This is a genomic window from Pseudoalteromonas sp. MMG033 (genome assembly GCF_057197785.1).
The window spans coordinates 2,301,893-2,327,093 of sequence record NZ_CM170070.1 but is presented as its reverse complement, the minus strand read 5'-3'; the positions used below and the strand labels follow the sequence as shown (position 1 = coordinate 2,327,093).

Below are 25,201 nucleotides of genomic sequence, written 5' to 3'. Positions count from 1 at the left end.
ATAATAATGACGCTTTTATCAGTATAAAAACCGTGCTAGTTTAGATGATAAGAGCGTCGTTAAATAAACGACCAAAATAAAACATAACAAAAACTGTGATTTAACTTGTGCGCTTAAAACAACTTGCTGTTACAGCTCTGTGGTTGTGTGCATTTGCTTGCAATGCTAAGCAAATCGCCATTGTCATTGACGATATTGGAAATCACCAAAGAGACTTGGAGTTACTCAACTTACCAGGTCAAGTGACTTATGCCCTGCTCCCCCACACGCCATTTTCTCAACATTTTGCCTATCAAGCGGCATTAAAAAAGAAAGAACTTATTCTGCACATCCCAATGCAGTCTTTGGATAATAAAGCCCTCGGTCCTGGTGGTTTAACACTGGATATGCAAAAGTGGCAATTGCAAAAAACGCTGGGTCATGCGCTCTCTAGCCTCCCCCACGTAAAAGGCGTTAACAACCACATGGGATCGGCACTGACTCAACACACAGAAGCCATGAAATGGACTATGGAAGTATTGAAAAAGCGCGACCTATACTTTTTAGATAGCCGCACGACCCCCTATAGTCAGGCGCAGACTGCTGCTAACCTCTACGGCGTTGATAATGTGGCAAGGCACGTCTTTTTAGACAATGAACTTGATCATGCACAATTAAAGATACAACTTAATCAACTGAAGATCATCGCGACAGAGCAAGGATATGCAATAGGCATTGCCCACCCTTACCCACAGACACATCAGTTTCTAAATCGCGCACTACAAGATTTGCAAGTTCAAGGGTTCGAACTGGTCCCCTTATCAACCCTCGTTGAAAATAAATCTATTCGGCTGGCAGCACTGCAAAAATCAAATAACTTAACCCCGTAGCTCCATTGTTATGATGACCACTTTCTTGATCTAAACGCAGGAAAACAGCGCTATTATCAGTTATACCTAAAAGTAAGCTTTACTGATAGGAAAAAACTATGCTGCACACTGTTGAACAATTAATGACGCCAGATCCATTAGCAGTAAAATCGTCGCACACCCTGCATGATGCACACAATTTGATGCGAGAAAAGAATATTCGACATATCCCGGTCATTGATGACGAGGGCCACTTAGTAGGTATGTTGACGCAAAAGATCATGATTGCCAAAGTCATGAACATTTTATCGACCTACGGCAACTTAGCGTTAGAACGAAAAGAAAAGCAAGAAAAGGTCAGTGAAGTAATGGCGGAAGATTTTGTCAGTGTAACCCCCAAACAGAGTCTACATGAGGTCGTGACCTATTTTGTCGAAAATCGCCATGGCTGTATGCCTGTGGTTGATGAAAACAAAAAGCTACTGGGAATTTTAACTTCTTCTGACTTTGTCCGCCTTGCCGCAGCCCTGCTCTCTTAATCTCAAACCAAATAAAAAAGCCTCTATTTAGAGGCTTTTAACAGAACTTTAAGCTTTTGCAATCAAGGTACGTGCGACAGTTCGCATACCCATAGTCGTTGCGCCAGATGCCCACTGTGCACCTGCATTGTTTTGGAAGCTTGCCGCAAGGTCAATGTGAACCCAACCTTGGCCTTCATTCGGCACAAAACGTGATAAGAAACCAGCAGCATTAGACGCGCCGCCGTAACCTCCGCCTTTTTGTGCACGGCTGTTTGCAGTATCAGCATACGCCGAAGGGCAGTTATTTTGGTGCCACTTTTCTAACGGCAGTGGCCATGCAGCCTCAAATTCTTCACTAGCAAATTGCTGCACTTCACCAACCAACTCTTTGTCTAGGCCAAACAGCGCATTATACTCTTGACCAACAGCCATTAGCGCCGCACCGGTGAGTGTTGCTGCATCGATGATCAATGGCGCACCCGTTTCACCAGCAGCCATTAAGCCATCAGCAAGTACTAAACGACCTTCCGCATCTGTGTTCACAATCTCAACTGTTGTGCCATTTTTATAAGTTAAGATGTCACCTAGCTTATATGCATGGCCTGAGATCAAGTTTTCCGCACAACACAAGAACAATTTAATACGCTTATCGATACCCCGCTCGATTGCCAACGCAAGGCCCGCAGTCACTGTCGCTGCGCCACCCATGTCACACTTCATCGTCAGCATGCCTTCGCTCGGCTTGATTGAGTAACCGCCTGAATCAAATGTGATCCCTTTACCCACAAGCGCCGCGCTCACAGGCGCATCTTCATCACCCGTAGGGTTAAAGTCTAATTCAAGTAGCACTGGCGCGCGTTCGCTACCACGACCTACTTCATGGATACCAATCCACTGATGCTCTAATAGCGCATCACCTTTAATGATTTGATAACTGACATGCTCAGGTGCCAAAGATTGAATAAATTCAGCGGCTTTACCTGCAAGGCTCTCAGGATAAATGTCTTCTGCAGTGCCGTTGATCATTTGGCGCATCCAAGTCGCCGCTTGCTTTAGTGCTTGTAATTCTTTTAAATCTGACTGTGCATTTTCAGCGAAAGTAACTGGGTCAAGCTGTTTTGGGCTCACAAAGCCCTGATAAAATGCCCACTGAGATTCAGTACACCATGCCTCACCACTTAACGCTACCGCAGGGATCCCCTGTTGTGCTAGGCTACGAGCCGCTTTTTGAATATGCTTTAGTGTTTCTTGCTCAGCTAAATGAATAATTGCACCCTGCTCGTCAAATGACAGTGATGCATTATTGCCCCAATGTGTTGCAGGCGCTTGTTCACTTAAGCGAACAATAAATTTATCAGACATATAGATTTTCACTCTTACGCTTGTTGTTGCTTGTCAGTGTACACTAGCAGCCCCATAGCCCCAAAACGAATGCGACTAAACAATGAAATTTTCATCCCAACTCCAAAGTGCCACGCTGCTCAAGCGTTATAAACGGTTTTTGGTCGACCTACGTACCAATGACAATGAAGAGTTCACAGTGCACTGTGCAAACACAGGCAAAATGACCGGCTGTGCGGATAGTGGCTTCAAAGCCTATTACTCCACTAGCGATAACAAAAAGCGTAAATATGCGCATTCATTGGAATTAACTGAAAATACTCAGGGTCATCTTATCTGCGTCAACACTGGGGTCGCAAACAAGGTAGCTTATGAAGCAATAGAAGAGAATCGTATTGAAGAACTTGCTGGCTATGATGAAATCAAAAGTGAAATAAAGTATGGCCATGAGAATAGTCGTATCGATATTTTGCTCTCAAGTGAAGGCAAATCAGATTGCTACGTCGAAGTTAAATCTGTGACCTTGTTAGAACAAGGTCAAGGTTATTTCCCTGATGCACAAACCGTTCGCGGACAAAAGCACCTTAGAGAGTTGATCCATATAAAAAAACAAGGCCAGCGTGCCGTGCTATTATTTATAGTTATGCACGATGGGATCGAATCTGTTCAAGCGGCGGCGCATATAGATAAAAAATATGCCCAATTATTGGCAGAAGCGAGAGGCGAAGGGGTTGAAATATATGCATATAAAGCAAAAATCACCCCGACTGAGGTAAAAGTAATTAAGCAAGTATCTGTACTCAATACTTGAAAAAAAAATCTTTACCCACATATATCAGCCGTTAAAAACATCACCCCAAGGGCTTGTTTACGAACAGAGGCTATGCAAAAAGTGTTTGCTAAGGGTTGAAGATTTTGCTATTTATAGCCGCCGGCGTTAGCTGGGGTTGTTTATTAAGGATTTAGGAGAATGCTATGCCAGACCAAAAAAAACTAGGGTTATTGGCTCAGGCCGGTTTAGAACCTTACCAAGAAAAGCCGGGCGAAGAATACATGGGCGAGGCACAGCTAGCTCATTTTAAAAAAATATTAGAAGCATGGCGTAACGACCTTCGTAACGAAGTAGACCGCACCATGACTCACATGCAAGATGAAGCGGCAAATTTCCCTGATCCCGTTGACCGTGCAGCGCAAGAAGAAGAGTTTTCTCTTGAATTGCGTACACGTGACCGTGAGCGTAAGCTGATCAAGAAAATTGAAAAAACGTTACAGCTGATTGAAGAAGATGATTTTGGTTTCTGTAACTCTTGCGGTATTGAGATTGGCATCCGTCGTTTAGAAGCTCGTCCAACTGCAGATCTATGTGTGGATTGTAAAACACTTGCTGAGATAAAAGAAAAACAGCAAGGTCGAGGTTAAGCCGAGTAATTAATCTGTAAGTTAGAAAGGTTAAACTCAGCAGTTATGCAGACCCCACAGACACAAGACCCAGAGCAAAATCATCTTTTCGCTCTGGGTACGTCTTCAAATTATCGTGGACGCTTTGCCCCTTCACCTTCCGGCGCACTTCATTTTGGTTCATTAATCGCTGCCTTAGCGAGTTATATCGATGCCAAAGCGCACCACGGAAAATGGTTAGTCAGAATGGAAGACATTGATACACCTCGCGTTGTTAGAGGTGCAGCGGATGATATTCTTGCCACACTTGAAGCCTACGGATTGTATTGGGATGAAGAAGTCGTTTATCAAAGCCAAAGACACTCACTTTATCAAGATGTCTTAACGGATTTAATGTCCACTTCCGATGTGTACGCATGTACCTGTACTCGTAAGCAAATTAAACAACGTGGCGGATTTTATGATAACCATTGCCGCGCCTCACAAAACCAATTTGAGCACAATGCACTGAGGTTAAAACAAAACTTTCCGGTATACCAATTTGAAGATGCGCTACAAGGTCGTGTTTCTATACCTGAACTCATCGCTCAAGAAGACTATATCGTGAAACGTCGTGATGGCCTTTATGCATATCAACTGGTTGTTGTGGTCGATGACATAGAGCAAAAAATTAGCCATGTTGTACGCGGAGCCGATTTACTTGAGCCAACGGCAAGGCAATTAAGTTTATTCAACCAACTTTACGCGACACCACCTAGCTATTTGCATGTGCCATTGGCGGTTGCAGAGCCCGGTTTTAAACTTTCTAAACAAAACCACGCACCGGCAATTGATAACAAAATGCCACTGCCCGCCCTCAAAGCCGCACTGTCATTTTTAGGTTACGAACTCAACACACTCAATCAAATCGATGATATTGCAGATATGCTCCAATGGGCAATCTCGACTTATAGGCGTAACATTCTGCCCCCAAACAGAGAAATCCAAGTTCAGCAACGCTCTCCATTGGAGTATCAATTTAAGCCGTTGTAACATTTTCATAGCGCCGATAGCTATCACCTAACTCAGGACGTTTTCCATAACTTAGCGTGTGGATCAATCACAATAAATCACGAATGGTTGTTGCTATGAAGAAAATAAACCCTATGAACCTATTTATATTTCGTCTTCACCGATTTGGTTGAAAATTTAATCGCTAATTCATGTCTGAAACTTCAATTTCAAAGCGTTTGAGTATATGATAGCGAGCCTTATTAAATCGCCTACACTTTAGAAAAAATAAAGCGATGTGCGAGATAAAACTATCAGGTAAATATGATGCTTCGGGTGGGGACTCAAAGTAGTTAGGAGAGTGGTTATTATTTCTAAAATATTCAAATTGTGTAGGCAAATTGTTGGTACTAAGCAAGCTAGCAGGACTGTAGAGGCCAAAGCAACACCTCAGATCATTCCTCGCAGTGAGCACAATATCTCTCGAAAACAATTTAGCCCCAATGCAATCAAAGTGTTATATCGATTAAAAGATGGTGGCTATGACGCATACCTTGTCGGTGGTTGTATTCGGGATATTTTGTTAGGCATCGAGCCAAAAGATTTTGATGTTGTGACAAATGCAACGCCTGAAGAAGTTAAACGCCTGTTTAGAAATTGTCGATTGATTGGTCGACGCTTTAGACTTGCACACATCGTTTTTGGCCGCGAAGTCATTGAAGTAGCCACTATGCGTGGTCATCATCAATCAAGTAGTAGCGACGACCCAACCAGCAAAGCGAGCGAGCAAGGGCAGCTGTTGCGTGATAACGTTTATGGCACCATTGAAGAAGATGCTCAGCGCCGCGACTTCTCTATCAATGCCCTATACTATTCCGTCAATGATTTTGGCGTCCGTGATTTTGCTGGTGGTATTGAAGCGATTAAAGCCAGACGTATTGAATTAATTGGCGATCCAGAAACGCGTTACCGTGAAGATCCTGTGCGAATGCTACGTGCAGTGCGCTTTGCTACCAAACTCGATATGGAAATCGCACCGGCAACGCTCAATCCAATCTCAGAGCTATCCCCTTTGCTAGGTAATATACCACCAGCAAGACTATTTGAAGAAACTCTCAAATTATTTTTAGGTGGCAAAGCCGAAGCGAATTTCCTCATGCTCAGAGAATTGGGCTTATTTAAGCAACTCTTCCCAACCCTTGAAGAGATCTTAGAGCAAGAAGAGAGTGATTTTGAAAGACGCTTTGTACAGCAAATGTTTGCCAATACCGACGCGCGTATCAACAGCAACAAGAAGGTCACTCCAGCTTTCATCTATGCCGCATTGCTTTGGTTCCCACTACGTAAACGAGCTGCATTGTTAGAGCAACAAGGTGTCACTGAATATGACGCGTTTATGCAAGCGATTAGTCAGGTATTAAGTGAAAATGCACAAAGAGTTGCCGTACCAAAACGCTTCACATTGGGCGCCAGAGATATTTGGCATATTCAGCAGCGTTTAGACAGACGTAGTGGCCAACGCGCGTATAGATTGAGCCTACAACCTAAATTTAAAGCATCATACGATTTCTTATTATTGCGTGTTGAAAGCGGTGAGTCTGACCAGCAACAACTTGCAGATTGGTGGACTGAATATCTCAAACAAGATGTGAGTGGGCAAAAGGACATGGTTAAAAACCTTGGCCAAAAAGATCGTCCAAAGCGTAGATACCGTAATAAACCTCGCAGAAAACCAAAACAAGATTCATGAATATAGTTTATATCGGGCTTGGGGCGAATTTAGTTGATCCCCAAGCACAACTCATTAAGGCAGTAAATGCCTTGAATACACATCCCGCTTTTAACGAGTTGGTTGTGTCTAGCTTTTACGGCTCAAAACCTATGGGCCCGCAAGATCAACCTGATTATGTGAATGCAGTGGCTAGATTTGAAACTCTATTAGCACCAGAAGCTGTGCTAGACCAATTGCAAGATATTGAACTACGTCAGGGTAGAGTGCGTAAAGATGAACGATGGGGACCAAGAACTTTAGACTTGGATATTTTATTGTTTAACGATGAAACCATCTCTACCGAGCGCCTAACTGTGCCACATTATGGCCTGTGCGATAGAGAGTTTGTGGTATTCCCACTGTTAGAGTTAACCCCTCAACTGGTACTCCCTAATGGTCAAATACTCAAGCAAATAGCTGAGAATTTACCAAAAAATGGCCTCACCACTCTACCTAAAAAAGAAACAAAGGAGACACTTTAAATGGCTAAAGTTTCGGTTTCAACCTTGGCTAAGAAAAAGCAACAAGGTGAAAAAATCACAGCGTTAACGGCTTACGATGCCAGCTTTGCGAAGCTTTTTTACGATAATGGCGTTGATGTTGTTTTAGTTGGTGACTCACTTGGCATGGTATTACAAGGCGGTGATGACACATTGGCAGTGACAACAGCTGATATTGCCTATCACACGCGCAGTGTCAGAGCAGGCGCCAAAGAATTATTTGTGATTGCTGATATGCCATTTATGAGTTATTCCAACCCAGCACAAGCTTGTGAAAATGCAGCCACATTAATGCGCAGCGGCGCAAATATGGTCAAGCTAGAAGGCGGTACGTGGCTGGTAGAGTCAATTAAACTACTTACTCAACAGGGCATTCCTGTTTGTGGTCACCTGGGCCTAACACCGCAATCTGTACATGTATTTGGTGGCTTTAAAATACAAGGGCGCGAGGAAGAGCAAGCGTTACAGATGATTGCAGATGCGCAAGCGCTAGAAGCAGCTGGCGCACAAATGCTGGTCATCGAATGTATTCCATCAAGTCTTGCCAAGCGCATTACAGAGGCCGTTAACATTCCCGTTATTGGCATTGGCGCAGGGAAAGAAGTAGATGGTCAAATCTTAGTTATGCACGATTTAGTTGGCATTTCAGCAGGCTATATTCCTAAATTTTCTAAAAACTTCTTAGCCGAAACGGGTAACATGCCAGACGCGGTTAAAAAATTCTGCGACGACGTCAAAACAGGCGCGTTCCCGGGCAAAGATCACGAGTTTAACTAATGCAATCTATTACCGAAATAAAGTCATTACGCAGCCAGATTAAAGCTTGGCGTCAGCAAGGGCTAAGCATCGCATTTGTGCCGACAATGGGCAATTTGCATCAAGGACACTTTTCACTCGTTGAAAAAGCAAAAACACTGGCTGACAAAGTCGTTGTCAGCATTTTTGTTAACCCGATGCAATTTGGTAAAAACGAAGACTTAGATAGCTATCCTCGTACTTTGGTTCAAGATAAGCAAGGGCTTGCTGAACTAGGGACTGATATCGTATTTACCCCCAGTGTAGAAACAATTTACCCTAATGGCCTAGCAACACAAAGCTTTGTGGATGTACCAGGTGTCTCTGAAGGCTATTGTGGCGGTAGTCGCAGTGGTCATTTTCGCGGTGTTGCCACGGTTGTAACCAAGCTATTTAACTTGGTGCAACCTGACTTTGCCTGCTTTGGTGAAAAAGACTACCAGCAACTTCAAGTCATCAAAACCATGGTTCATGACTTATCAATGCCTATTGAAATCATTGGCGTGCCGACGCAAAGAGAAGTCTCAGGATTAGCAATGAGCTCTCGTAATGGCTATTTATCAGAGCAAGAAAAAGACGTTGCCAAAGTCCTTTATCAAGTATTGCTGCAATCAGCAAAGCAGCTTGAAGCTGGCGAGCGAGATTTCAAAGCCCTTGAGGAACATGCTAAGTCGACGCTTGCGGACGCTGGTCTTAAGCCTGACTATTTCTCCGTTGCACACAGGTACACGTTGCAACCTGCAGCAGCAAGTGACCAAGACTTTGTCATCTTAGCAGCCGCGTTTTTAGGGAGTGTTAGACTTATAGACAATATCCAAGTCGGTAAGTAGTACGTCTGTTATAAACGCCCTTCATGGGCGTTTATGCTATTTCGAGATGTCACACACCCTATTTCACTCCAATGCCTGTATCACGACATAACGCACTGCACTTTCTAAAAATATGCTAAATTTAATGTGTATTCAAAGATTAAAATAACACACCATACTCTCTATCAGTTGAATAATAGGATCTATTATGAGATTTGCGCTGCCCCTTTTACTGCTCGGTTTAGTTGCCTGTAGCAATCAACCAAACTCTCCGGAGCTCAATCAATGTGCTCAACAAAACTTTCAATGTGAACAAAATTGCTCGATGAGCTCGACTGAGCAAACCATGACAAGGCAGATATGTAATGGCGAATGTGTTGAAAAATATAATGCCTGTAAGGCGCAAGCTGAAGAGCTGACAAAAATACGAACGCTACAATATTAACAACTGTTTGAGTATTGAAGTTAAAGTGAAACTTTTCTACAAAAAAAGCCGCTCATTGAGCGGCTTTTTACTTATTTTTGACACTTATAGAAGACCTAACTTCTTAAGTTCACGGTTTGCCATTTTGCTTGTTAGCGGCACATAACCGTCTTTTTCTACAATCTTTTGGCCTTCTTTAGATAATACCATCTTCAAGAACTCAGCTTCGATTGGAGAAAGTGGTTTATTTGGGTGCTTGTTCACATAAACATATAGGAAACGTGAAAGTGGGTACTTACCAGTTGCCACGTTCTCTAGTGTTGCATCTACGAAGTTATCACCTTTCTTCGCAAGTGGAACAGTACGAACACCAGACGTTTTATAACCGATACCTGAATAACCAATTGCGTTTACAGATGAAGAAATCGACTGTACAACTGACGCAGAACCAGGCTGCTCGTTTACGTTATTTCTGAAGTCGCCTTTACACAGTGCTTTTTTCTTAAAGTAGCCATATGTACCAGATACTGAGTTACGACCGTATAATTGGATATCTTTTGCAGCCCAAGGACCATTTAGACCGACATCGCTCCAACGATCAACTTGCTTATCACCACCACACTTACGTGTTGAAGAGAAAATTGAATCCACTTGGTCAATACGTAGACCTTTAATCGGGTTATCTTTATGAACAAAAACAGCCAGCGCATCAATTGCTACACGTACTTCTGTCGGCTTGTAACCATAACGCTTCTCGAAAGCTTCAACTTCTTTTGATTTCATCTTACGGCTCATTGGGCCGAAGTTTGCAGTTGCTTCTGTTAAAGCTGGCGGCGCAGTAGAAGAACCAGCCGCTTGAATTTGAATATTTACGTTAGGGTAAATACGTTTGTATTCTTCAGCCCAAAACGTCATCATATTCGCTAGCGTATCTGAACCCACAGATGAAAAGTTACCTGAGATACCGCTGGTCTTGTTGTACTCTTGTAGGTTTTTATCAAGCGCTGATACTTGCGTTGATACCAATGTTGTCACAGCCACACCCATTGCGGCAACTAAGCTTTTAAATTTCATTGGGGTCACTCCGATTGTTCGTCCCATTTGATTACCTGATGCTCATTGTGCGCTCAGTTAATTACAATAAAATTACTCTTAAATGACACTTTTATGACTTTCAGACACTGTCATAAAAATGCGTTTTTCTTTTGGAAAAGAGAATGAAAAACATGAGCCCTCTCCCACGGTACTGGTAATATCTAGATGAGAATCATGACGACTCAGTACGTGTTTTGTGATCGCAAGACCAAGACCTGAGCCCCCAGTTTTCCGGCTTCTCGCCTTATCCACACGATAAAAGCGCTCCGTTAAACGATTAATATGTTCTGGTGCAATGCCATCCCCATTATCCGTCACGGCAAATGCTGGGCACTCCCCTTCTAAATACCATCTAACGACAATTTTGCCATTCGGTTTAGTGTAGTGAATGGCATTAAATACGAGGTTTGAAAAAGCACTGCGCAGCTCATCAATGCTCCCTTTGATGTCCAAAGTCTCATCTATATCAAACTCAATGTCATGATGTTTATCTTGATTCAGAGAAAGTGCTTCAGTCTGGATCAACTGCAACATACCTGGCACATTAACGGCTTTATCATTACCCTGATCTCTATCACCTTCAATGCGGGATAATGAAAGCAGCTGATTCACTAAGCTGTCCATGCGCTTGCACTGCTCAATCATGGTTAAATGTGCTTTTTGCCACATCGCAGGCGGCGGCATATTGTCACCTTCCATCATTTCTAGATAGCCCGTGACCACGGTCAAAGGTGTGCGAAGTTCATGCGACACGTTAGCAACGAAGTCTTTGCGCATTTGCTCAAGTTTTTTCAGTCTTGAAATGTCACGCACAACCATCATCAGCTGTTCAGCATAAGGCATGACCCGAAATTCTAACACTCGCTCATCATTGTGGCCGCTTTCTAACTCCAACGGATCGGTGAAATCATGATCTTGCATATACTTCACAAACTTGGGATCACGGATCAGGTTATCCAAACGCTGGCCATGATCAGTCGGCCATTGCAGCCCTAAGATCTTAAGCGCCAACTGGTTACACCAAATAATACTGAGATCCTGCTGCATCACGATCACTGCATCGGGCACCGCCTCAGCACCTTCACGAAAGCGACGGATCAAAGCGGCAAGCTCATTACGCTTTTTACGATTGCGATGTTGAAGGTGATAGATCCCTTCGAAAATTTGCTCCCACGCACCAGATCCTTCAGGAGGATTAAAGCTGCGTTGGTTGATCAACCAATCACTCAACTTATACAACTGCTTAAAATGCCAAAACAGCAACACTGTTGCGCCCAGAAATAACATCACAAAAGGCGCACCAAGCAGAATACCTATCAGGGTAAGCGGCAGAAAATACAAAAACAGGCGTTTTAATAACGCCTGTTTATCAATCACTCTATACATATAAAATGATCCTAAAGATTAAGCGCTAGGATAACGCTACCACAGCGCATAAATTAATGCTTTATACTTTACTAGAAAAGCGATAACCCGCACCGCGAACAGTCTGAACTAATCTGTCGTGGCCAAGTGGCGCAATTGCTTTTCTTAGGCGACGAATATGTACATCAACCGTACGGTCTTCAACATACACATTAGTGCCCCAAACGTGATCGAGCAACTGTTCACGGCTATAAACACGCTCTGGATGGGTCATAAAGAAGTGTAACAATCTAAACTCAGTTGGCCCCATTTCTAATTCGTTACCTGCAGAGGTAACACGATGTGAAATTGGATCCAGTCTTAAGCCGTGTACCTCTATCGCCTCTTCAAGCGATGTTGGAGATACGCGGCGCATTACCGCCTTAATTCTCGCCATAAGCTCCTTTGGAGAAAAAGGCTTAGTCACGTAGTCATCTGCACCTACTTCTAATCCTTTAACTTTGTCTTCCTCCTCACCACGTGCTGTTAACATGATGATAGGGATCTGACGAGTATACTCACTTTGCTTAAACTTTTTCGCAATTTGGATACCGCTACCGCCAGGTAACATCCAATCTAGGAGCACCATATCTGGGTATGGCTCTACCATGGCTGCAATCGCTGAATCATAGTCTTCCGCTTCAATTGCTTGAAAGCCATTCTGTTCTAACACAAACACCAACATTTCTCTGATTGGTGCTTCGTCATCAACTACTAGTACTCTACGTGACATTCCCATTTATCTCTTACGTTACCGAAGTCGGTTTCATTATTATGACTAAGTATGACAGTTTTATGAAAGTTTACCTGATAATATAACGTTAATGCATTTATCAGGAACATAGTTTCAATAAGTTAGATACAATTTGTTCCTATTTTATCTGCAATTAGCGTGAGTTAGCATCGAATAAAGGTGTTTTTTTTGCAATAAAAATTTAGATTAAAAAATTATTAAGATCGTGTAATTTTGCAAGGATCATTATTTTCCTAAGTCCACCAACTTGAGATCACTTTCTTACCTAGCAGATCCTTTCGGGATCAGATCTATACGTACTAGAGAGATGAGTTCAGATATTAGGTAATGCTAAGTTATTGATCTTTTATTCAATGACAACACAAAGCTTGTCAAAGCACAGACAAAACTTAGATCCAATACAGTACGAGTTAGTAAGAATTCGATCCCAATGTTAGATCGTTAGTAAATTAATGATCTGATCGCTTCAAGGTTAGTAAAATAACGATCCCACTCACTGATCAAGCACCTCAAACACAGCTGCACTTCATAAGACATGTATTCAATGCGAAAAAAAAGCCCCTAATGGGGCTTTCTTAAGTGTAATTACGAGAATTACTTAACCTGAGGCGCAAGTTCACCTGAAAGGTATTTAACATGCATGTCATCTAAAGAAATTGGTTTTATATTAGATGCTTGACCTGCTGTGCCAAACGCTTCATAACGTGCAACACAAATCTCTGTCATTGCTTTAGTCGCTTCAGCTAGATACTTACGAGGATCAAAGTTTGCAGGGTTATGCGCAAGGTGACGACGAATTGCGCCAGTAGCGGCTAAACGTAAATCTGTATCAATGTTCACTTTACGTACACCGTGCTTGATCCCTTCAACGATTTGCTCAACTGGCACACCGTATGTTTCTGGGATTTCACCACCAAACTCGTTAATAACAGCAAGCCACTCTTGTGGTACAGATGAAGAGCCATGCATAACTAAGTGCGTGTTAGGAATACGCGCATGGATCTCTTTAATGCGGTTAATCGCAAGAATGTCACCTGTTGGTGGACGTGTGAATTTATATGCACCGTGCGATGTACCACATGCAATTGCTAATGCATCAACACCCGTTTTCTTAACAAAGTCAGCAGCTTCTTCTGGATCAGTCAGTAACTGGTCTTGGGTCAGTTTACCAACCGCGCCAATGCCATCTTCTTCACCTGCTTCACCAGTTTCCAAAGAACCTAGTACACCTAGCTCGCCTTCTACTGATACACCACACGCGTGCGCCATTTCAACTGTGCGACGTGTAACATCTACGTTGTACTCATAAGATGATGGTGTTTTGCCATCATCAAGCAAAGAGCCATCCATCATGACCGATGAAAAACCTAATTGAATTGAACGCTGACATACCGCAGGAGATGTACCGTGATCTTGGTGCATAACAACTGGGATATGTGGCCATTCTTCAACAGCAGCTAAAATCATATGGCGAATAAAAGGGGCACCGGCATAGCTTCTAGCGCCTGCAGAGCCTTGTACGATAACTGGGCTGTTTGTTCTGTCAGCCGCTTCCATAATCGCACGCATTTGCTCTTGGTTATTCACGTTAAAGGCAGGAACGCCGTATCCATTCTCAGCCGCATGATCGAGAAGTTGACGCATACTGATTAAAGCCATATTGCTTTTCTCCAATTTTTGATAGCACTTGGCTATCTATTTGAACGGGGTAGATTTAGTTTGGTTGCATCACAACCGCTATTAACCTAAACAAAGAGTGAGAGAGTGTTTAAGTTAATAGTTGGAGGCCAAACAGGCCCCCTTAAATTTTTATGCTTTTGCTCTTTGCTCTAGCATATCAACTGCTGGTAACTTTTTACCTTCCAAGAATTCAAGGAAAGCACCACCACCAGTTGAGATATACGATATTTCATCGCCAACGCCATATTTATCAATCGCAGCCAATGTGTCACCACCACCAGCAATTGAAAACGCTTTAGACTTGGCAATCGCATGTGCAATGGCTTCTGTACCATTACCAAATTGATCGAACTCAAAAACGCCAACTGGGCCGTTCCAGACAACAGTGCCAGCTTGCTCGATGATTTTAGCTAATTCATTCGCCGTGTTAGGACCAATGTCAAAAATCATGTCATCGCTTTCAACTTCAGAAGCATCTTTAATCACTGCAACCGCTGTTTCTGAGAACTCTTTACCAACAACAACATCTGATGGCACTGGTATTTCACCATTATTTGCTTTCGCTGCAGCACTGAGCTTTTGAGCTTCAGGGATTAACTCTTCTTCATACAAAGACTTACCTACAGGGTTACCAGATGCAGCAATAAATGTATTGGCAATACCGCCACCCGTAACTAACTGATCAACAACCGTCGAAAGTGAGTCCAGTACTGTTAGTTTAGTAGATACTTTAGAACCACCGACAATCGCAACCAATGGACGAGCTGGGTTATCTAACGCTTTACCCAAAGCATCCAATTCAGCCGCCAATAAAGGACCTGCACAGGCAACATCTGCAAATTGACCTACGCCATGTGTTGATGCTTGAGCACGGTGTGCAGTACCAAACGCATCCATTACATAAACATCGCAAAGAGCTGCAAGCTGTTTAGAAAGCGCCTCGTCGTTTTTCTTCTCACCTTTATTAAAGCGTACATTTTCAAAAACAACCACTTCGTTATCAGCAACTTCTACACCATCAAGATAGTCTGTAACGAGTCTTACATTTTGATCAAGTACTTCATTTAGGTAATCAACAACCGGCTGAAGTGAATACTGCGCATCGTATTCCCCTTCCGTTGGGCGACCTAGGTGTGACATCACCATTACTTTAGCGCCTTTTTCTAGGGCTAATTTAATGGTAGGCAAAGATGCTTTGATGCGCGCGTCAGACGTCACTTTTGCGTCTTTCACTGGCACGTTCAAATCTTCGCGAATAAGCACGCGTTTGCCGTTTAAATCTAAATCCGCCATCTTGATGACTGACATGGACATCTCCTTAAAAGAACGATACTAAAATTAAGAGGCTTTAATCATTGCCATTGCGGTGTCGAGCATACGGTTTGCAAAACCCCACTCGTTATCACACCAAACTAACACCTTCACCAAGCGTTTATGGCTCACTCGGGTTTGGGTGCCATCAATAATACTGGAGTGAGAGTCGTGATTAAAATCCACCGATACTAAGGGTTCTTCGGTGTAATCTAAAATCCCTTGTAGCCTGCCACTGGCAGCCTGCTCCAATACCTGATTAACTTGTTCTAACGTGACATCACTTTGCAAAGACACACTTAAGTCCATTGCGGTCACATTAATTGTAGGAACTCTGACGGCGATTGCTTCAAAGCGCCCATGAAATTTAGGTAATATGCGCTCGATACCGCGCGCCAATTTTGTATCAACCGGAATAATAGACTGACTCGCAGCACGAGTACGTCTTAAGTCTTTATGGTATGCATCAATCACCTGCTGGTCATGCATCGATGCATGAATGGTTGTTATTGCACCAGACTCGATACCAAAAGCATCATCTAATACTTTAATGACAGGAACAATACAGTTTGTTGTACACGACCCATTTGAGACGATGGTATGTGCTGCTTTTAAATTATCGTCATTGATACCATAGACAATGGTTTCGTCTACATCTGCATCAGCAGGGTGAGAAAACAGCACTTTTTTAGCGCCTGCGGCGATATGCGCTGTCGCATGCTGCCTAGAGTGGTAAACACCTGTACATTCTAAAACGACATCGATATCTAAGGCATGCCATGGTAAATGACTTGGGTCTTGCTCATTAAAAATTTGAATTTGTTGCCCAGCAACTTCTAGATAGGGTTTGTTGAGATTGACTGGAAATGCGAAGCGACCATGCGAGGTGTCGTACTTCATTAAATGCGCGATCCCTTCAGGATCTGCCAACTCGTTAATAGCAACTATTTGAAATTCATTGTTGCGCCCAGACTCAAAGAGGGCTCGGACAATATTGCGACCTATGCGACCAAAACCATTGATTGCCAGTTTGATTGTCATTAATTAGAAGACCCATTTTCTACATGCGATAAAGAAGTAACCTAGACTCCTTTGTAAAGATGGCGCTATTGTAATCGACCTTGAACAAATGTGTAAGTGATATGCAAAAATTTTTCTTTATATGAGGTAAATTGCCAAAAAAAGAACGTGAACTACCTTACTTTATACTAAATTTCGCAGCTTGATAGACTTTTGAGTATCTAAATGACCGACTTGAGCCAACAAAAGCTCTGCGGTTGCTAGTGCATCGCTTAACGCATTGTGATTTTGATAGGTTGGCAAGCCATATCGCGCTCGGCACGCGGGCAGAGTTAACTGCTCTTGTCGTACCGCTTCCTGAGCTCGGAGCAGGCGTTTTTTTTCCAACTTTAAAGTATCTATGATGTACTTAGGTTGTACAGAGATATCGTATTGAATAAAGTGTTTTTGCAAAAACCCCCAATCAAGAAACGCATTGTGACACACCAATGTTTTAGTATTTAAACCACCTGCCAAGGCAGTGAGGATTTGCTCAAGGCACTCGCCTTTTTCTTCAATTTCAGGCTCTGATATTCCGTGATAAATTGGGCTCTGTTCAAGGTCTTTTACACCTTTGTTTAACCGGTATTGTGCACTCTGTAACGCAACCTGACCTCGTTTTATTTCCACCCATGCAACAGAGACAATCTCATGCTGATTAGGATCTAGTCCGGTCAGTTCCAAGTCGACAACAACTAACTCACTTTCCAACCAAAGCGGTTCATGCTCTTTTCTCATGAAACTTGGCAACAACCATCTCATATGTTTACAAACTACCTCGTGCAAATTTAAATACGCATGCTTGCTGCGCTTGCTTGATTAGGTGAAATGCTTCTTTTAACTGATGGCGCTCCAAAGAGCTTAAGTGCTCTGGGTTAATACAATTGGGTGGTAAATCTAAATCCTCAATCTGTATTTTAAAGCGCAGTTGAGTCAAAAATCGCCAGCAATCTTGCAAATTATAAATATCTTCTTTGCTTAAAATTGAAAACGCTTTCAATGCCTCTAAACGCGCTTGCGTATTAGCTTTTGTCAAACCACACTTAAGCGCATAAATGCGAGCAAGGTCGTTCACAATCGCCACGCCACGCGTTTTTAAATCCAGATAACCATGTTTTCTTTTATCACGCTGTAGCTTAAATTGTTGAAATAACCCCATCGGCACACTATTGGCACTGATGTCAGTCGCCATTGCTGCAAAGAAGATGTCTTGCTTTTGCATATTGTTAAGCTGCACATTTAAAGCTTGGTAAAGGGATTGGTCGCCAAAAATAAAACGCCTATCAAAAAAGATTTTACTGTTGAGCATCGCTTGAGGCGTCGGGGTATGGCACCACTGCTCAAAACGCATCAGCCACTCAGCAACAGTACCTCGACACAGCTCATTACTTGCCATAATACCGCCAGGACATGCTTTTATCCCGCAACTAATGAGATGCCCAGTAACAAACTCACCCAATTTTGCAAAATAGGCCCTTTGATGCGGCAAAATAGAATTTGAGACAATCAGGCCATTATCTTGATCAGAATGTAACGTTTGCTCTTCTCGTGCTTGAGAGCCAAAACATATCCAACAAAAACGACACGGCGGTTCACCTTGCTGTTTGATAAATAATTCAGTTAAGCGACTCGTCATTGCATCAGTTAAGCCACTGAGCAGTGTCCCAATAAACGAAATATCTTCAACTGTATTAGAGAACCCTCGTAGTAAAGCAGGAATTTCCTTCGCCAAGTGAACAACTTCTTGATGACTATTCGCTTTATATATTTGCCCAATTAATTGTACCGGGTCGTGCTTTTGTTGACGCAATAAGTCGGTACTGGTCACCATGCCTAAAGGCATGCGTTCTTCATTGAGCACGGGTAAATGATGGATATTGTGTTTAAGCATCAAGTGTAAAGCAGCAAAAGCACGATTATTTTCAAAAATAAACTTAGGATCGCGGGTCATCACTTTTGTCACGGACACGTGTGGGTCAAGCTCAGCTGCCAAAACACGATTACGTAAATCTCTATCTGTCACTATCCCTGACAGCTGCCCGTTTTCAGTGATGATCACTGAAGACACACCCGCTTTGTGCATAACTTTCGCTGCTTCTACAACGCTCGCTTTTGGTTCTATCGTCACAGCAGTTCTACACATTAACGTCGATATTTTTCGCTCTGACCACCCTCTTCCCCGCTCTTTAAAGTGACTCGACAATAAGCGCTTTTTATGCGCACGCACAAAGTGCTGCTCAAACGCTGGATACTCTCGTCTTAAAAAGTCGAAGTCTTCCTGCGGCAGTAAAAAAATAAGCCCACCAGTTTGCACTTCAAGATGGTTTTGAATATCTTCCCCAGTGAGTAATGACGGGTAACCAAAGTAGTCGCCTTCTCCCAATCTCGTGACTACTTCCCCCGAATTATCAACTAAATCAAACACGCCTGAGCGCACAAGATATAAATACTTTTGTTCAGAACTCAGTAATTCAGCCTGATTCAACGAGGTGATATACACAACCTTGGCATGATTCACAAAGAAGTGTGCACAAGATCCAGGCAACGTGCTAAACGGCAGTTGCTGCGTCACAAAGTCCAGTACATCGGTGACTGCTGAGTGGGTATGTGTCATTTTTAATAGCCTCAAAAAATAATAGCCCAGCAAGAGCTGGGCTATTATTCATCTTCAACGTTTTAGTGCGCGTGTGCTTCACCAGAGCCTTTTGGATTACGGATCCCATCTACCATGCGCTTCACCTCATCTGGTGTTTCAGCGGTCAGTTTCATCACAACCGCGGCAACACCAAAGTTAACCAGCATACCGATAATACCGATACCTTCAGGTGAGATACCAAATAGCCAGTTTGCAGGGGCGTTCAACTCAGGGCTCACAAATTTAAAGTAAATAATGTACGCCGCTGTAAAGCCAATACCCGAGATCATACCGGCGATAGCCCCCTCTTTGTTCATGCGTTTAGAGAAAATCCCCATAATAATGGCTGGGAAGAAACTCGCTGCTGCTAAGCCAAAGGCAAATGCCACTACCGATGCCACAAATCCCGGTGGGTTTATGCCAAAGTAGGCTGAGATCCCAATGGCCACCATCGCCGCGAGCCTCGCTGCCATGAGCTCTTGCTTATCACTGATGTCAGGTTTGAGCGTGCGCTTGAGTAAGTCATGCGACACCGATGTCGAGATAACCAGCAATAACCCTGCGGTTGTCGACAGTGCAGCTGCAATACCACCTGCGGCAACCAGAGCGATGACCCAAGCAGGTAAGTCTGCAATTTCTGGGTTTGCCAATACCATGATATCTCTATCAATTTTAACCTCGTTTGTACTTGCTGGGTCGTCAATTTTGCCTGCAGAGTAGAACATTTTGCCATCACCGTTTTTATCATTGAATGTGATAAGGCCTGTTCTTTCCCAGTTCTTCACCCACTGCGGCGCTTCAGCATATGCTGTGCCACTGCCGTCTTTACCATTAATCGTATCTATCATGTTTACTCGTGCAAACGAAGCAACGGCAGGCGCTGTTGTATAAACAATGGCGATAAATACCAATGTCCACGCCGCAGAGATACGCGTATCTTTTACTTTTGGTACGGTGAAGAAGCGCACGATAACATGGGGTAAACCCGCAGTACCCACCATCAATGCCGCTGTAATAGCAAACACATCAATCATACTCTTAGACCCCTCGGTGTACTGGGCAAATCCCAGCTCGGTACTGAGCCCATCGAGTTTATCGAGTAAATAGGTGTTTGAGCCATCAGCAAGCGTTGCACCAAACCCTGTTTGAGGCAATAAATGGCCTGTCATCATCATAGAAATAAAGATAGCCGGTACTAAGTAAGCAAACACTAACACACAGTACTGTGCCACTTGCGTGTAAGTGATCCCTTTCATACCACCCAACACGGCGTAGAAGAAAACAATAACCATACCGATATAAACGCCCGTTTCAATATCAACCTCTAGGAAACGAGAGAAAACGACACCAACGCCACGCATCTGCCCTGCGATATAGGTGAAACAGATAAAAATGGCACACAAAATAGCCACAACCCGTGCGACCTGTGAATAATACCTATCACCAATGAAATCAGGCACCGTAAATTTACCAAACTTACGTAAATATGGCGCCAGACAGAGTGCCAGTAATACATAGCCACCAGTCCACCCCATCAGGTAAACACCGCCATCATATCCCGCAAAAGAGATAATGCCCGCCATAGAAATAAACGACGCAGCACTCATCCAATCCGCTGCGGTTGCCATCCCATTTGCCACAGGAGGCACACCGCCACCCGCAACATAAAACTCATTGGTTGATCCAGCACGCGCCCAAATGGCGATACCGATATATAACGCAAAGCTCAGCCCTACGATTAAAAATGTAAACGATTGAACATCCATTATGCTGCTCCTTACTCATCTACGCCGTATTTTTTATCGAGCGCATCCATTTTTGATACGTAGACAAAAATCAAAGCAACAAATGTATAAATTGCACCTTGTTGTGAAAACCAAAAGCCCAATTTAAACCCAAAAAAACGTACTTCGTTCAGTACGTCGACAAATAAAATGCCACATCCAAATGACACCACAAACCAAATTACTAGTAGCTTAAACATCAAGGCTAGATTTTCTGACCAATATGCTTTTGCTTGTTCTTCACTTTTAAAGGCCATGATTAACTCCCCGTTTAACGCATAATGTGTATATGCGTTGGTATTAATTGACCTTTTGACTGTAGCAACGGCTTGTCTAGATTGAATTGAGACCTTAGTCGTAAACACAGGGTGACGTTTACGTAAACTGCAAATTGAAATAACTTGAATATATTTAATAGACTTTAAAATCAATACCTTATAAAAATAATGTATGACATATCATGCAAATTATTAACACTTCATACGGTATAAGACATTAGTCTAATTAGCACAATAAATTACCAATTCTTCATAAGAATCAGCGTATTATATTTATCGACTAACTCGCTGGTATATTCTGGGTAAGCCAGATAAGATGAGAGCTCAAACCAATCATCGAATTTAATAATACAATCAATAACATCAATTAGGACCGACGATGACAGCTGCGCTTATTTTGGTTGCCCTGAGTTATATTGGCCTACTCTTTTGGCTGGCTAATTGGGGTGATAAACACACGCCTTTGGCACAAAAGATAAGCCATCACCCCTTTGTCTATGCGCTTGCATTGGGGATTTATTGTACATCATGGACATACTACGGTTCAGTTGGTACCGCCGCAGCCAGTAGCTGGCACTTCTTCCCCATTTTGTTAGGGCCTGCGCTACTGTTTTTATTTGGTCACGGCTTTTTACGTAAACTGATATTGGTCAGTAAAAAGCAAAATATCACCACGATTTCAGACTTTATCAGTGCCCGTTACGGCAAAAGACAAATGACTGCGGTTATGGTCACACTCATCGCCTTGCTTGCGACTATTCCTTACATTGCACTGCAACTCAAAGCGTTGGCCAACAGCTTCGAACTGCTGCGTCAAAATGATGAAGTCTCAGGCGCGATATTGGCATTGATCGGCACCTTAATGATGGCACTGTTTGCTATCTTTTTCGGCGCACGAAAGGTTGATGTTACAGAATACCGCTCAGGGCTCATGTTAGCGGTCGCATTTGAGTCTATCATTAAACTACTTGCCCTCATCGCCGTTGCATACATTTCAATCCAAGCCCTTTTTTCGCAAAGCGATACCCACTCAATTTGGGCGCACTGGCGCGACTTTGATTTCGCTAACTTTAACTTTATTGGCCAAACGCTAATGGCAGCAGCTGCCATCATTTGCCTTCCTAGACAGTTTCACGTCACTGTTGTAGATAACCAGAACAGTAACCATTTAAACACCGCTAGATGGGCGTTTCCGCTATATTTAATGTTGATTGCTTTGATGATTATTCCCATCGCAAGCGCCGCAATACACCCGGGTATTGGTCAAGGGATAGCCGCAGACAGCTTTGTTTTAGGCCTACCGCTGAGCATCGACTACCCAGTGATGTCTACGTTCGTATTTATTGGCGGCCTCTCTGCTGCAACGGCCATGATTGTTGTCGCAACGTTGACACTAAGTACCATGCTTTCTAACGACATTGTGCTACCTTTACTGCTGAAAAGGCGCTTTAAAAAGAGCTTATTAACCAATAACTACAAGTCACAAATACTGCTTGTTCGACGCTTTATTATTGGTGCTATTTTATTACTCGCTTATTTGTATCAGCAATGGTTCGGGCATGGCGCAGCGCTCGCCAGTATGGGACTAGTTGCCTTTTCATTAGTCACCCAATTACTGCCAGCCATTGTCGGTGGATTGTATTGGCGTAAAGGCCATGCCTATGGCGTATATGCAGGACTACTCGCGGGACTCATTTGCTGGGCACTGTTTTTATTACTGCCCATTATCTCATCTCCCGAGTTATTGGATTATCAGACTCAGCAAACCATAGTCACACGAGGCACCTTGCTCGCATTGCTTGCAAATATCAGCTGTTACATTAGCTTCTCTTTAGGGGCTCACGAGCGCCTTATCGATAAACTGCAAGCGACAGCATTTGTGAGACCCAAAGAGCAAGCTGCTTTAGCTAAAAAACTAAATAAAGAAGTCAAAGCCACCGTCTATGACTTCAAAGTTCTATTGCAAACTTTTTTGGGTATACAACGCAGTCAGCAGTTACTCGGACACTATGCCCTCAACGAGGACATTGATGAGAATAACGCGTCGCCAACCCCAGATTTCATTAGCTTTTGTGAGCGCGCATTAACAGGTGTGCTTGGCGCGTCGTCAGCACAAGCCCTGATCCACGCAGTATCCTCTGGCAAGCAAATGGCGTTTGAAGAAGTTGTCACCTTTTTTGATGAAACAACACAAGCGCTACAATTTAACCAGAACCTTTTATTTACCTCATTGGAAAACCTGAGTCATGGCATCTCAGTTGTAGATAAAGACCTAAAGCTTGTTGCTTGGAACAAGCGTTATCATGAAATGTTTGAATACCCTCAAGGTTACTTGCAAGTAGGTCAAGATATTGAAGAGATTATCCGCTACAACGCACAGCGCGGTGAATGTGGGCCCGGCGCATTAGAAAAGCTGGTTGAAAAGCGTGTGCAGCACCTCAAAAATGGTACACCCCATCACTATATACGGCACAGAGAAAATGGACAGGTTTTTGAAATGACCGGTAACCCACTACCTGGTGGTGGCTTTGTTACTAGTTTCTCTGATATCACTATGCACATGGCCACGCAAAATGCCCTTGAAGAGATCAATATGGACTTAGAAAATCGCATTGAAGCCAGAACACTGGAAATACGTGCTATAAACCAAGATTTAAAAGCCCAAATCGCAACTCGAGAAAAAATAGAGCAAGATCTTGTCAGTGCAAAAAAAGAGGCCGAACGCGCAAATGACAGTAAAACGCGATTTTTAGCCCTCGCCAGTCACGACATCCTACAACCGCTGAATGCTGCAAGGTTATACCTTGGCGCCATTGATGAACAGCAGATCCCTGATACGCAAATGAGTAACCTCAATAAACTGGGTGATAGCTTGGACTCAACCGTCCACCTCATGTCCTCGTTACTCGATATCGCCAAGCTAGAACAAGGTGCCATGCAGCCCAGTCCGAAGCACTTTAACCTCAATGATATTATTAAACCTTTGGTCAATGAATACGCCCTTATCTGCCAAGACAAAGGGCTCAAGCTGAGAGTGCGAAACACTGAGCATATCGTACATAGCGACATTACTTATTTGCGCCGTGTAATACAAAATCTGGTATCCAATGCAGTTAAATACACGGATTCAGGTACTGTGCTTATTGCCTGTCGCAAACGCGCACATGGCTTGCGTATTGAAGTTTGGGATACAGGTCCCGGGATCTCGAAACTTGAACAAGAAAAAATATTTACTGATTTTTATCGTATTGAATCTGGTGATAACCGAGGCGTCGGGCTGGGTTTGGGCGTTGTAAAGCGCCTCTGTGATTTAATGAGCATTCCTCTATCCATGCACTCAAAGCTATCATCAGGCAGTCGCTTTTGTATTGAAGTGCCACTGGGCGAACAACAACATGTACAAGCAGACAGCAAAGTAAGGCCGTCAAAGAACAAAAGGCAGCTCTCTGTGATTGCAATTGATGATGATCCTAACAACTTAGCGGCGATGTCCAGTCTATTGGATAAATGGCAGCTACAACACTCAGTGTTTGCACAAGTCGATGATGTACTCGCCTATGCAAAAATCCATAAAGCACCCGATGTATTACTGGTTGATTATCAGCTTGGTACTGAATTCGACGGAGTCACGTTAATCGCAACTCTCAGAGAAATTTGGCAACATGACATTCCCGCAGTCCTCATAACCGCAGTGCGCGATCAATCTTTGAAAGCTCAAGTTAAAGCGAAACAAATACATTACCTGACTAAACCATTAAAACCAGCCAAGCTCAAAGCACTACTGAATCACTCTCAGTGATTCAG

The 25,201-nt window shown here is 43.2% G+C and carries 22 protein-coding genes; 11 read left to right on the top strand and 11 right to left on the bottom strand.

The features are described 5' to 3' along the window. Positions 1-107 precede the first annotated feature (107 nt). Positions 108-869, top strand: a complete 762-nt coding sequence (locus tag AC2CZC_RS10265; protein WP_484584744.1) for a divergent polysaccharide deacetylase family protein — start codon at positions 108-110, stop codon at positions 867-869. A 98-nt stretch (positions 870-967) separates the two neighbouring features. Then, positions 968-1,387 carry a CBS domain-containing protein gene (locus AC2CZC_RS10260; protein ID WP_484584743.1) on the top strand — a complete coding sequence of 140 codons (420 nt, stop codon included), beginning with the start codon at positions 968-970 and terminating at the stop codon, positions 1,385-1,387. 48 nt (positions 1,388-1,435) lie between these two features. On the opposite strand, the gene pepB is transcribed toward AC2CZC_RS10260, so the two are convergent. Next, positions 1,436-2,731, bottom strand: a complete 1,296-nt coding sequence (pepB, locus tag AC2CZC_RS10255; RefSeq protein ID WP_063361022.1) for an aminopeptidase PepB — start codon at positions 2,729-2,731, stop codon at positions 1,436-1,438. Positions 2,732-2,813: 82 nt separating this feature from the next. Between pepB and sfsA the strand changes: the two genes are divergently transcribed. The 8 genes from sfsA to AC2CZC_RS10215 all read left to right on the top strand — a co-directional run bounded on the left by sfsA (position 2,814) and on the right by AC2CZC_RS10215 (position 9,418). Beyond that, positions 2,814-3,521 (top strand): DNA/RNA nuclease SfsA, encoded by a 708-nt coding sequence (sfsA, locus tag AC2CZC_RS10250; protein WP_484584742.1) that lies wholly within the window; start codon positions 2,814-2,816, stop codon positions 3,519-3,521. A gap of 164 nt (positions 3,522-3,685) precedes the next feature. Beyond that, positions 3,686-4,129 carry an RNA polymerase-binding protein DksA gene (gene dksA / locus AC2CZC_RS10245; RefSeq protein WP_039611892.1) on the top strand — a complete coding sequence of 148 codons (444 nt, stop codon included), beginning with the start codon at positions 3,686-3,688 and terminating at the stop codon, positions 4,127-4,129. A gap of 45 nt (positions 4,130-4,174) precedes the next feature. After that, the gene (gluQRS, locus tag AC2CZC_RS10240) at positions 4,175-5,140 is read left to right on the top strand and encodes a tRNA glutamyl-Q(34) synthetase GluQRS (protein ID WP_484584741.1); all 966 of its coding nucleotides are present in this window, start codon (positions 4,175-4,177) and stop codon (positions 5,138-5,140) included. A 358-nt stretch (positions 5,141-5,498) separates the two neighbouring features. Further along, positions 5,499-6,848 (top strand): polynucleotide adenylyltransferase PcnB, encoded by a 1,350-nt coding sequence (gene pcnB, locus AC2CZC_RS10235; RefSeq protein WP_081216393.1) that lies wholly within the window; start codon positions 5,499-5,501, stop codon positions 6,846-6,848. Then, positions 6,845-7,351: a 2-amino-4-hydroxy-6-hydroxymethyldihydropteridine diphosphokinase gene (folK, locus tag AC2CZC_RS10230; protein WP_484584740.1), complete on the top strand. Its 507-nt coding sequence runs from the start codon at positions 6,845-6,847 to the stop codon at positions 7,349-7,351. Before pcnB ends, folK begins: the two co-directional genes overlap by 4 nt. Then, positions 7,352-8,146, top strand: coding sequence for a 3-methyl-2-oxobutanoate hydroxymethyltransferase (gene panB / locus AC2CZC_RS10225; RefSeq protein WP_484584739.1), 795 nt, complete (start codon positions 7,352-7,354; stop codon positions 8,144-8,146). Then, positions 8,146-8,994 (top strand): pantoate--beta-alanine ligase, encoded by an 849-nt coding sequence (gene panC / locus AC2CZC_RS10220; protein ID WP_484584738.1) that lies wholly within the window; start codon positions 8,146-8,148, stop codon positions 8,992-8,994. The genes panB and panC overlap by 1 nt, the downstream gene beginning before the upstream one ends. Before the next feature lie 187 nt (positions 8,995-9,181). Then, the gene (locus AC2CZC_RS10215) at positions 9,182-9,418 is read left to right on the top strand and encodes a hypothetical protein (protein WP_484584737.1); all 237 of its coding nucleotides are present in this window, start codon (positions 9,182-9,184) and stop codon (positions 9,416-9,418) included. Positions 9,419-9,502: 84 nt separating this feature from the next. Here AC2CZC_RS10215 and AC2CZC_RS10210 read toward each other — a convergent pair whose 3' ends face one another. From AC2CZC_RS10210 to AC2CZC_RS10165, 10 genes are all read right to left on the bottom strand, one after another. Beyond that, positions 9,503-10,471: a PstS family phosphate ABC transporter substrate-binding protein gene (locus tag AC2CZC_RS10210; RefSeq protein WP_039611897.1), complete on the bottom strand. Its 969-nt coding sequence runs from the start codon at positions 10,469-10,471 to the stop codon at positions 9,503-9,505. Between the two features lie 78 nt (positions 10,472-10,549). Beyond that, positions 10,550-11,878: a phosphate regulon sensor histidine kinase PhoR gene (gene phoR / locus AC2CZC_RS10205; RefSeq protein ID WP_484584736.1), complete on the bottom strand. Its 1,329-nt coding sequence runs from the start codon at positions 11,876-11,878 to the stop codon at positions 10,550-10,552. Positions 11,879-11,939: 61 nt separating this feature from the next. Continuing rightward, on the bottom strand, positions 11,940-12,629 hold the full coding sequence (gene phoB, locus AC2CZC_RS10200) for a phosphate regulon transcriptional regulator PhoB (RefSeq protein WP_023399796.1): 690 nt from the start codon (positions 12,627-12,629) through the stop codon (positions 11,940-11,942). A 615-nt stretch (positions 12,630-13,244) separates the two neighbouring features. After that, positions 13,245-14,309: a class II fructose-bisphosphate aldolase gene (gene fba, locus AC2CZC_RS10195; RefSeq protein ID WP_063361031.1), complete on the bottom strand. Its 1,065-nt coding sequence runs from the start codon at positions 14,307-14,309 to the stop codon at positions 13,245-13,247. Between the two features lie 150 nt (positions 14,310-14,459). Next, complete coding sequence (locus AC2CZC_RS10190) at positions 14,460-15,638, bottom strand: phosphoglycerate kinase (RefSeq protein ID WP_484584735.1); 1,179 nt, start codon at positions 15,636-15,638, stop codon at positions 14,460-14,462. Between the two features lie 30 nt (positions 15,639-15,668). Then, positions 15,669-16,682 carry an erythrose-4-phosphate dehydrogenase gene (epd, locus tag AC2CZC_RS10185; RefSeq protein WP_484584734.1) on the bottom strand — a complete coding sequence of 338 codons (1,014 nt, stop codon included), beginning with the start codon at positions 16,680-16,682 and terminating at the stop codon, positions 15,669-15,671. A gap of 162 nt (positions 16,683-16,844) precedes the next feature. Beyond that, a complete protein-coding gene (locus AC2CZC_RS10180) occupies positions 16,845-17,438 on the bottom strand; it encodes a 3'-5' exonuclease (protein ID WP_484584733.1) in 594 nt (197 codons plus the stop codon). A 28-nt stretch (positions 17,439-17,466) separates the two neighbouring features. Beyond that, complete coding sequence (locus tag AC2CZC_RS10175) at positions 17,467-19,314, bottom strand: DUF294 nucleotidyltransferase-like domain-containing protein (RefSeq protein WP_484584732.1); 1,848 nt, start codon at positions 19,312-19,314, stop codon at positions 17,467-17,469. 62 nt (positions 19,315-19,376) lie between these two features. After that, positions 19,377-21,101, bottom strand: coding sequence for a sodium:solute symporter family protein (locus AC2CZC_RS10170; protein WP_284021489.1), 1,725 nt, complete (start codon positions 21,099-21,101; stop codon positions 19,377-19,379). Positions 21,102-21,112: 11 nt separating this feature from the next. Continuing rightward, positions 21,113-21,376, bottom strand: a complete 264-nt coding sequence (locus tag AC2CZC_RS10165; RefSeq protein WP_039611905.1) for a DUF4212 domain-containing protein — start codon at positions 21,374-21,376, stop codon at positions 21,113-21,115. A gap of 400 nt (positions 21,377-21,776) precedes the next feature. On the opposite strand from AC2CZC_RS10165, the gene AC2CZC_RS10160 reads away from it, so the two are divergent. Beyond that, positions 21,777-25,196 carry a PAS domain-containing hybrid sensor histidine kinase/response regulator gene (locus AC2CZC_RS10160; protein WP_484584731.1) on the top strand — a complete coding sequence of 1,140 codons (3,420 nt, stop codon included), beginning with the start codon at positions 21,777-21,779 and terminating at the stop codon, positions 25,194-25,196. Positions 25,197-25,201 lie beyond the last annotated feature (5 nt).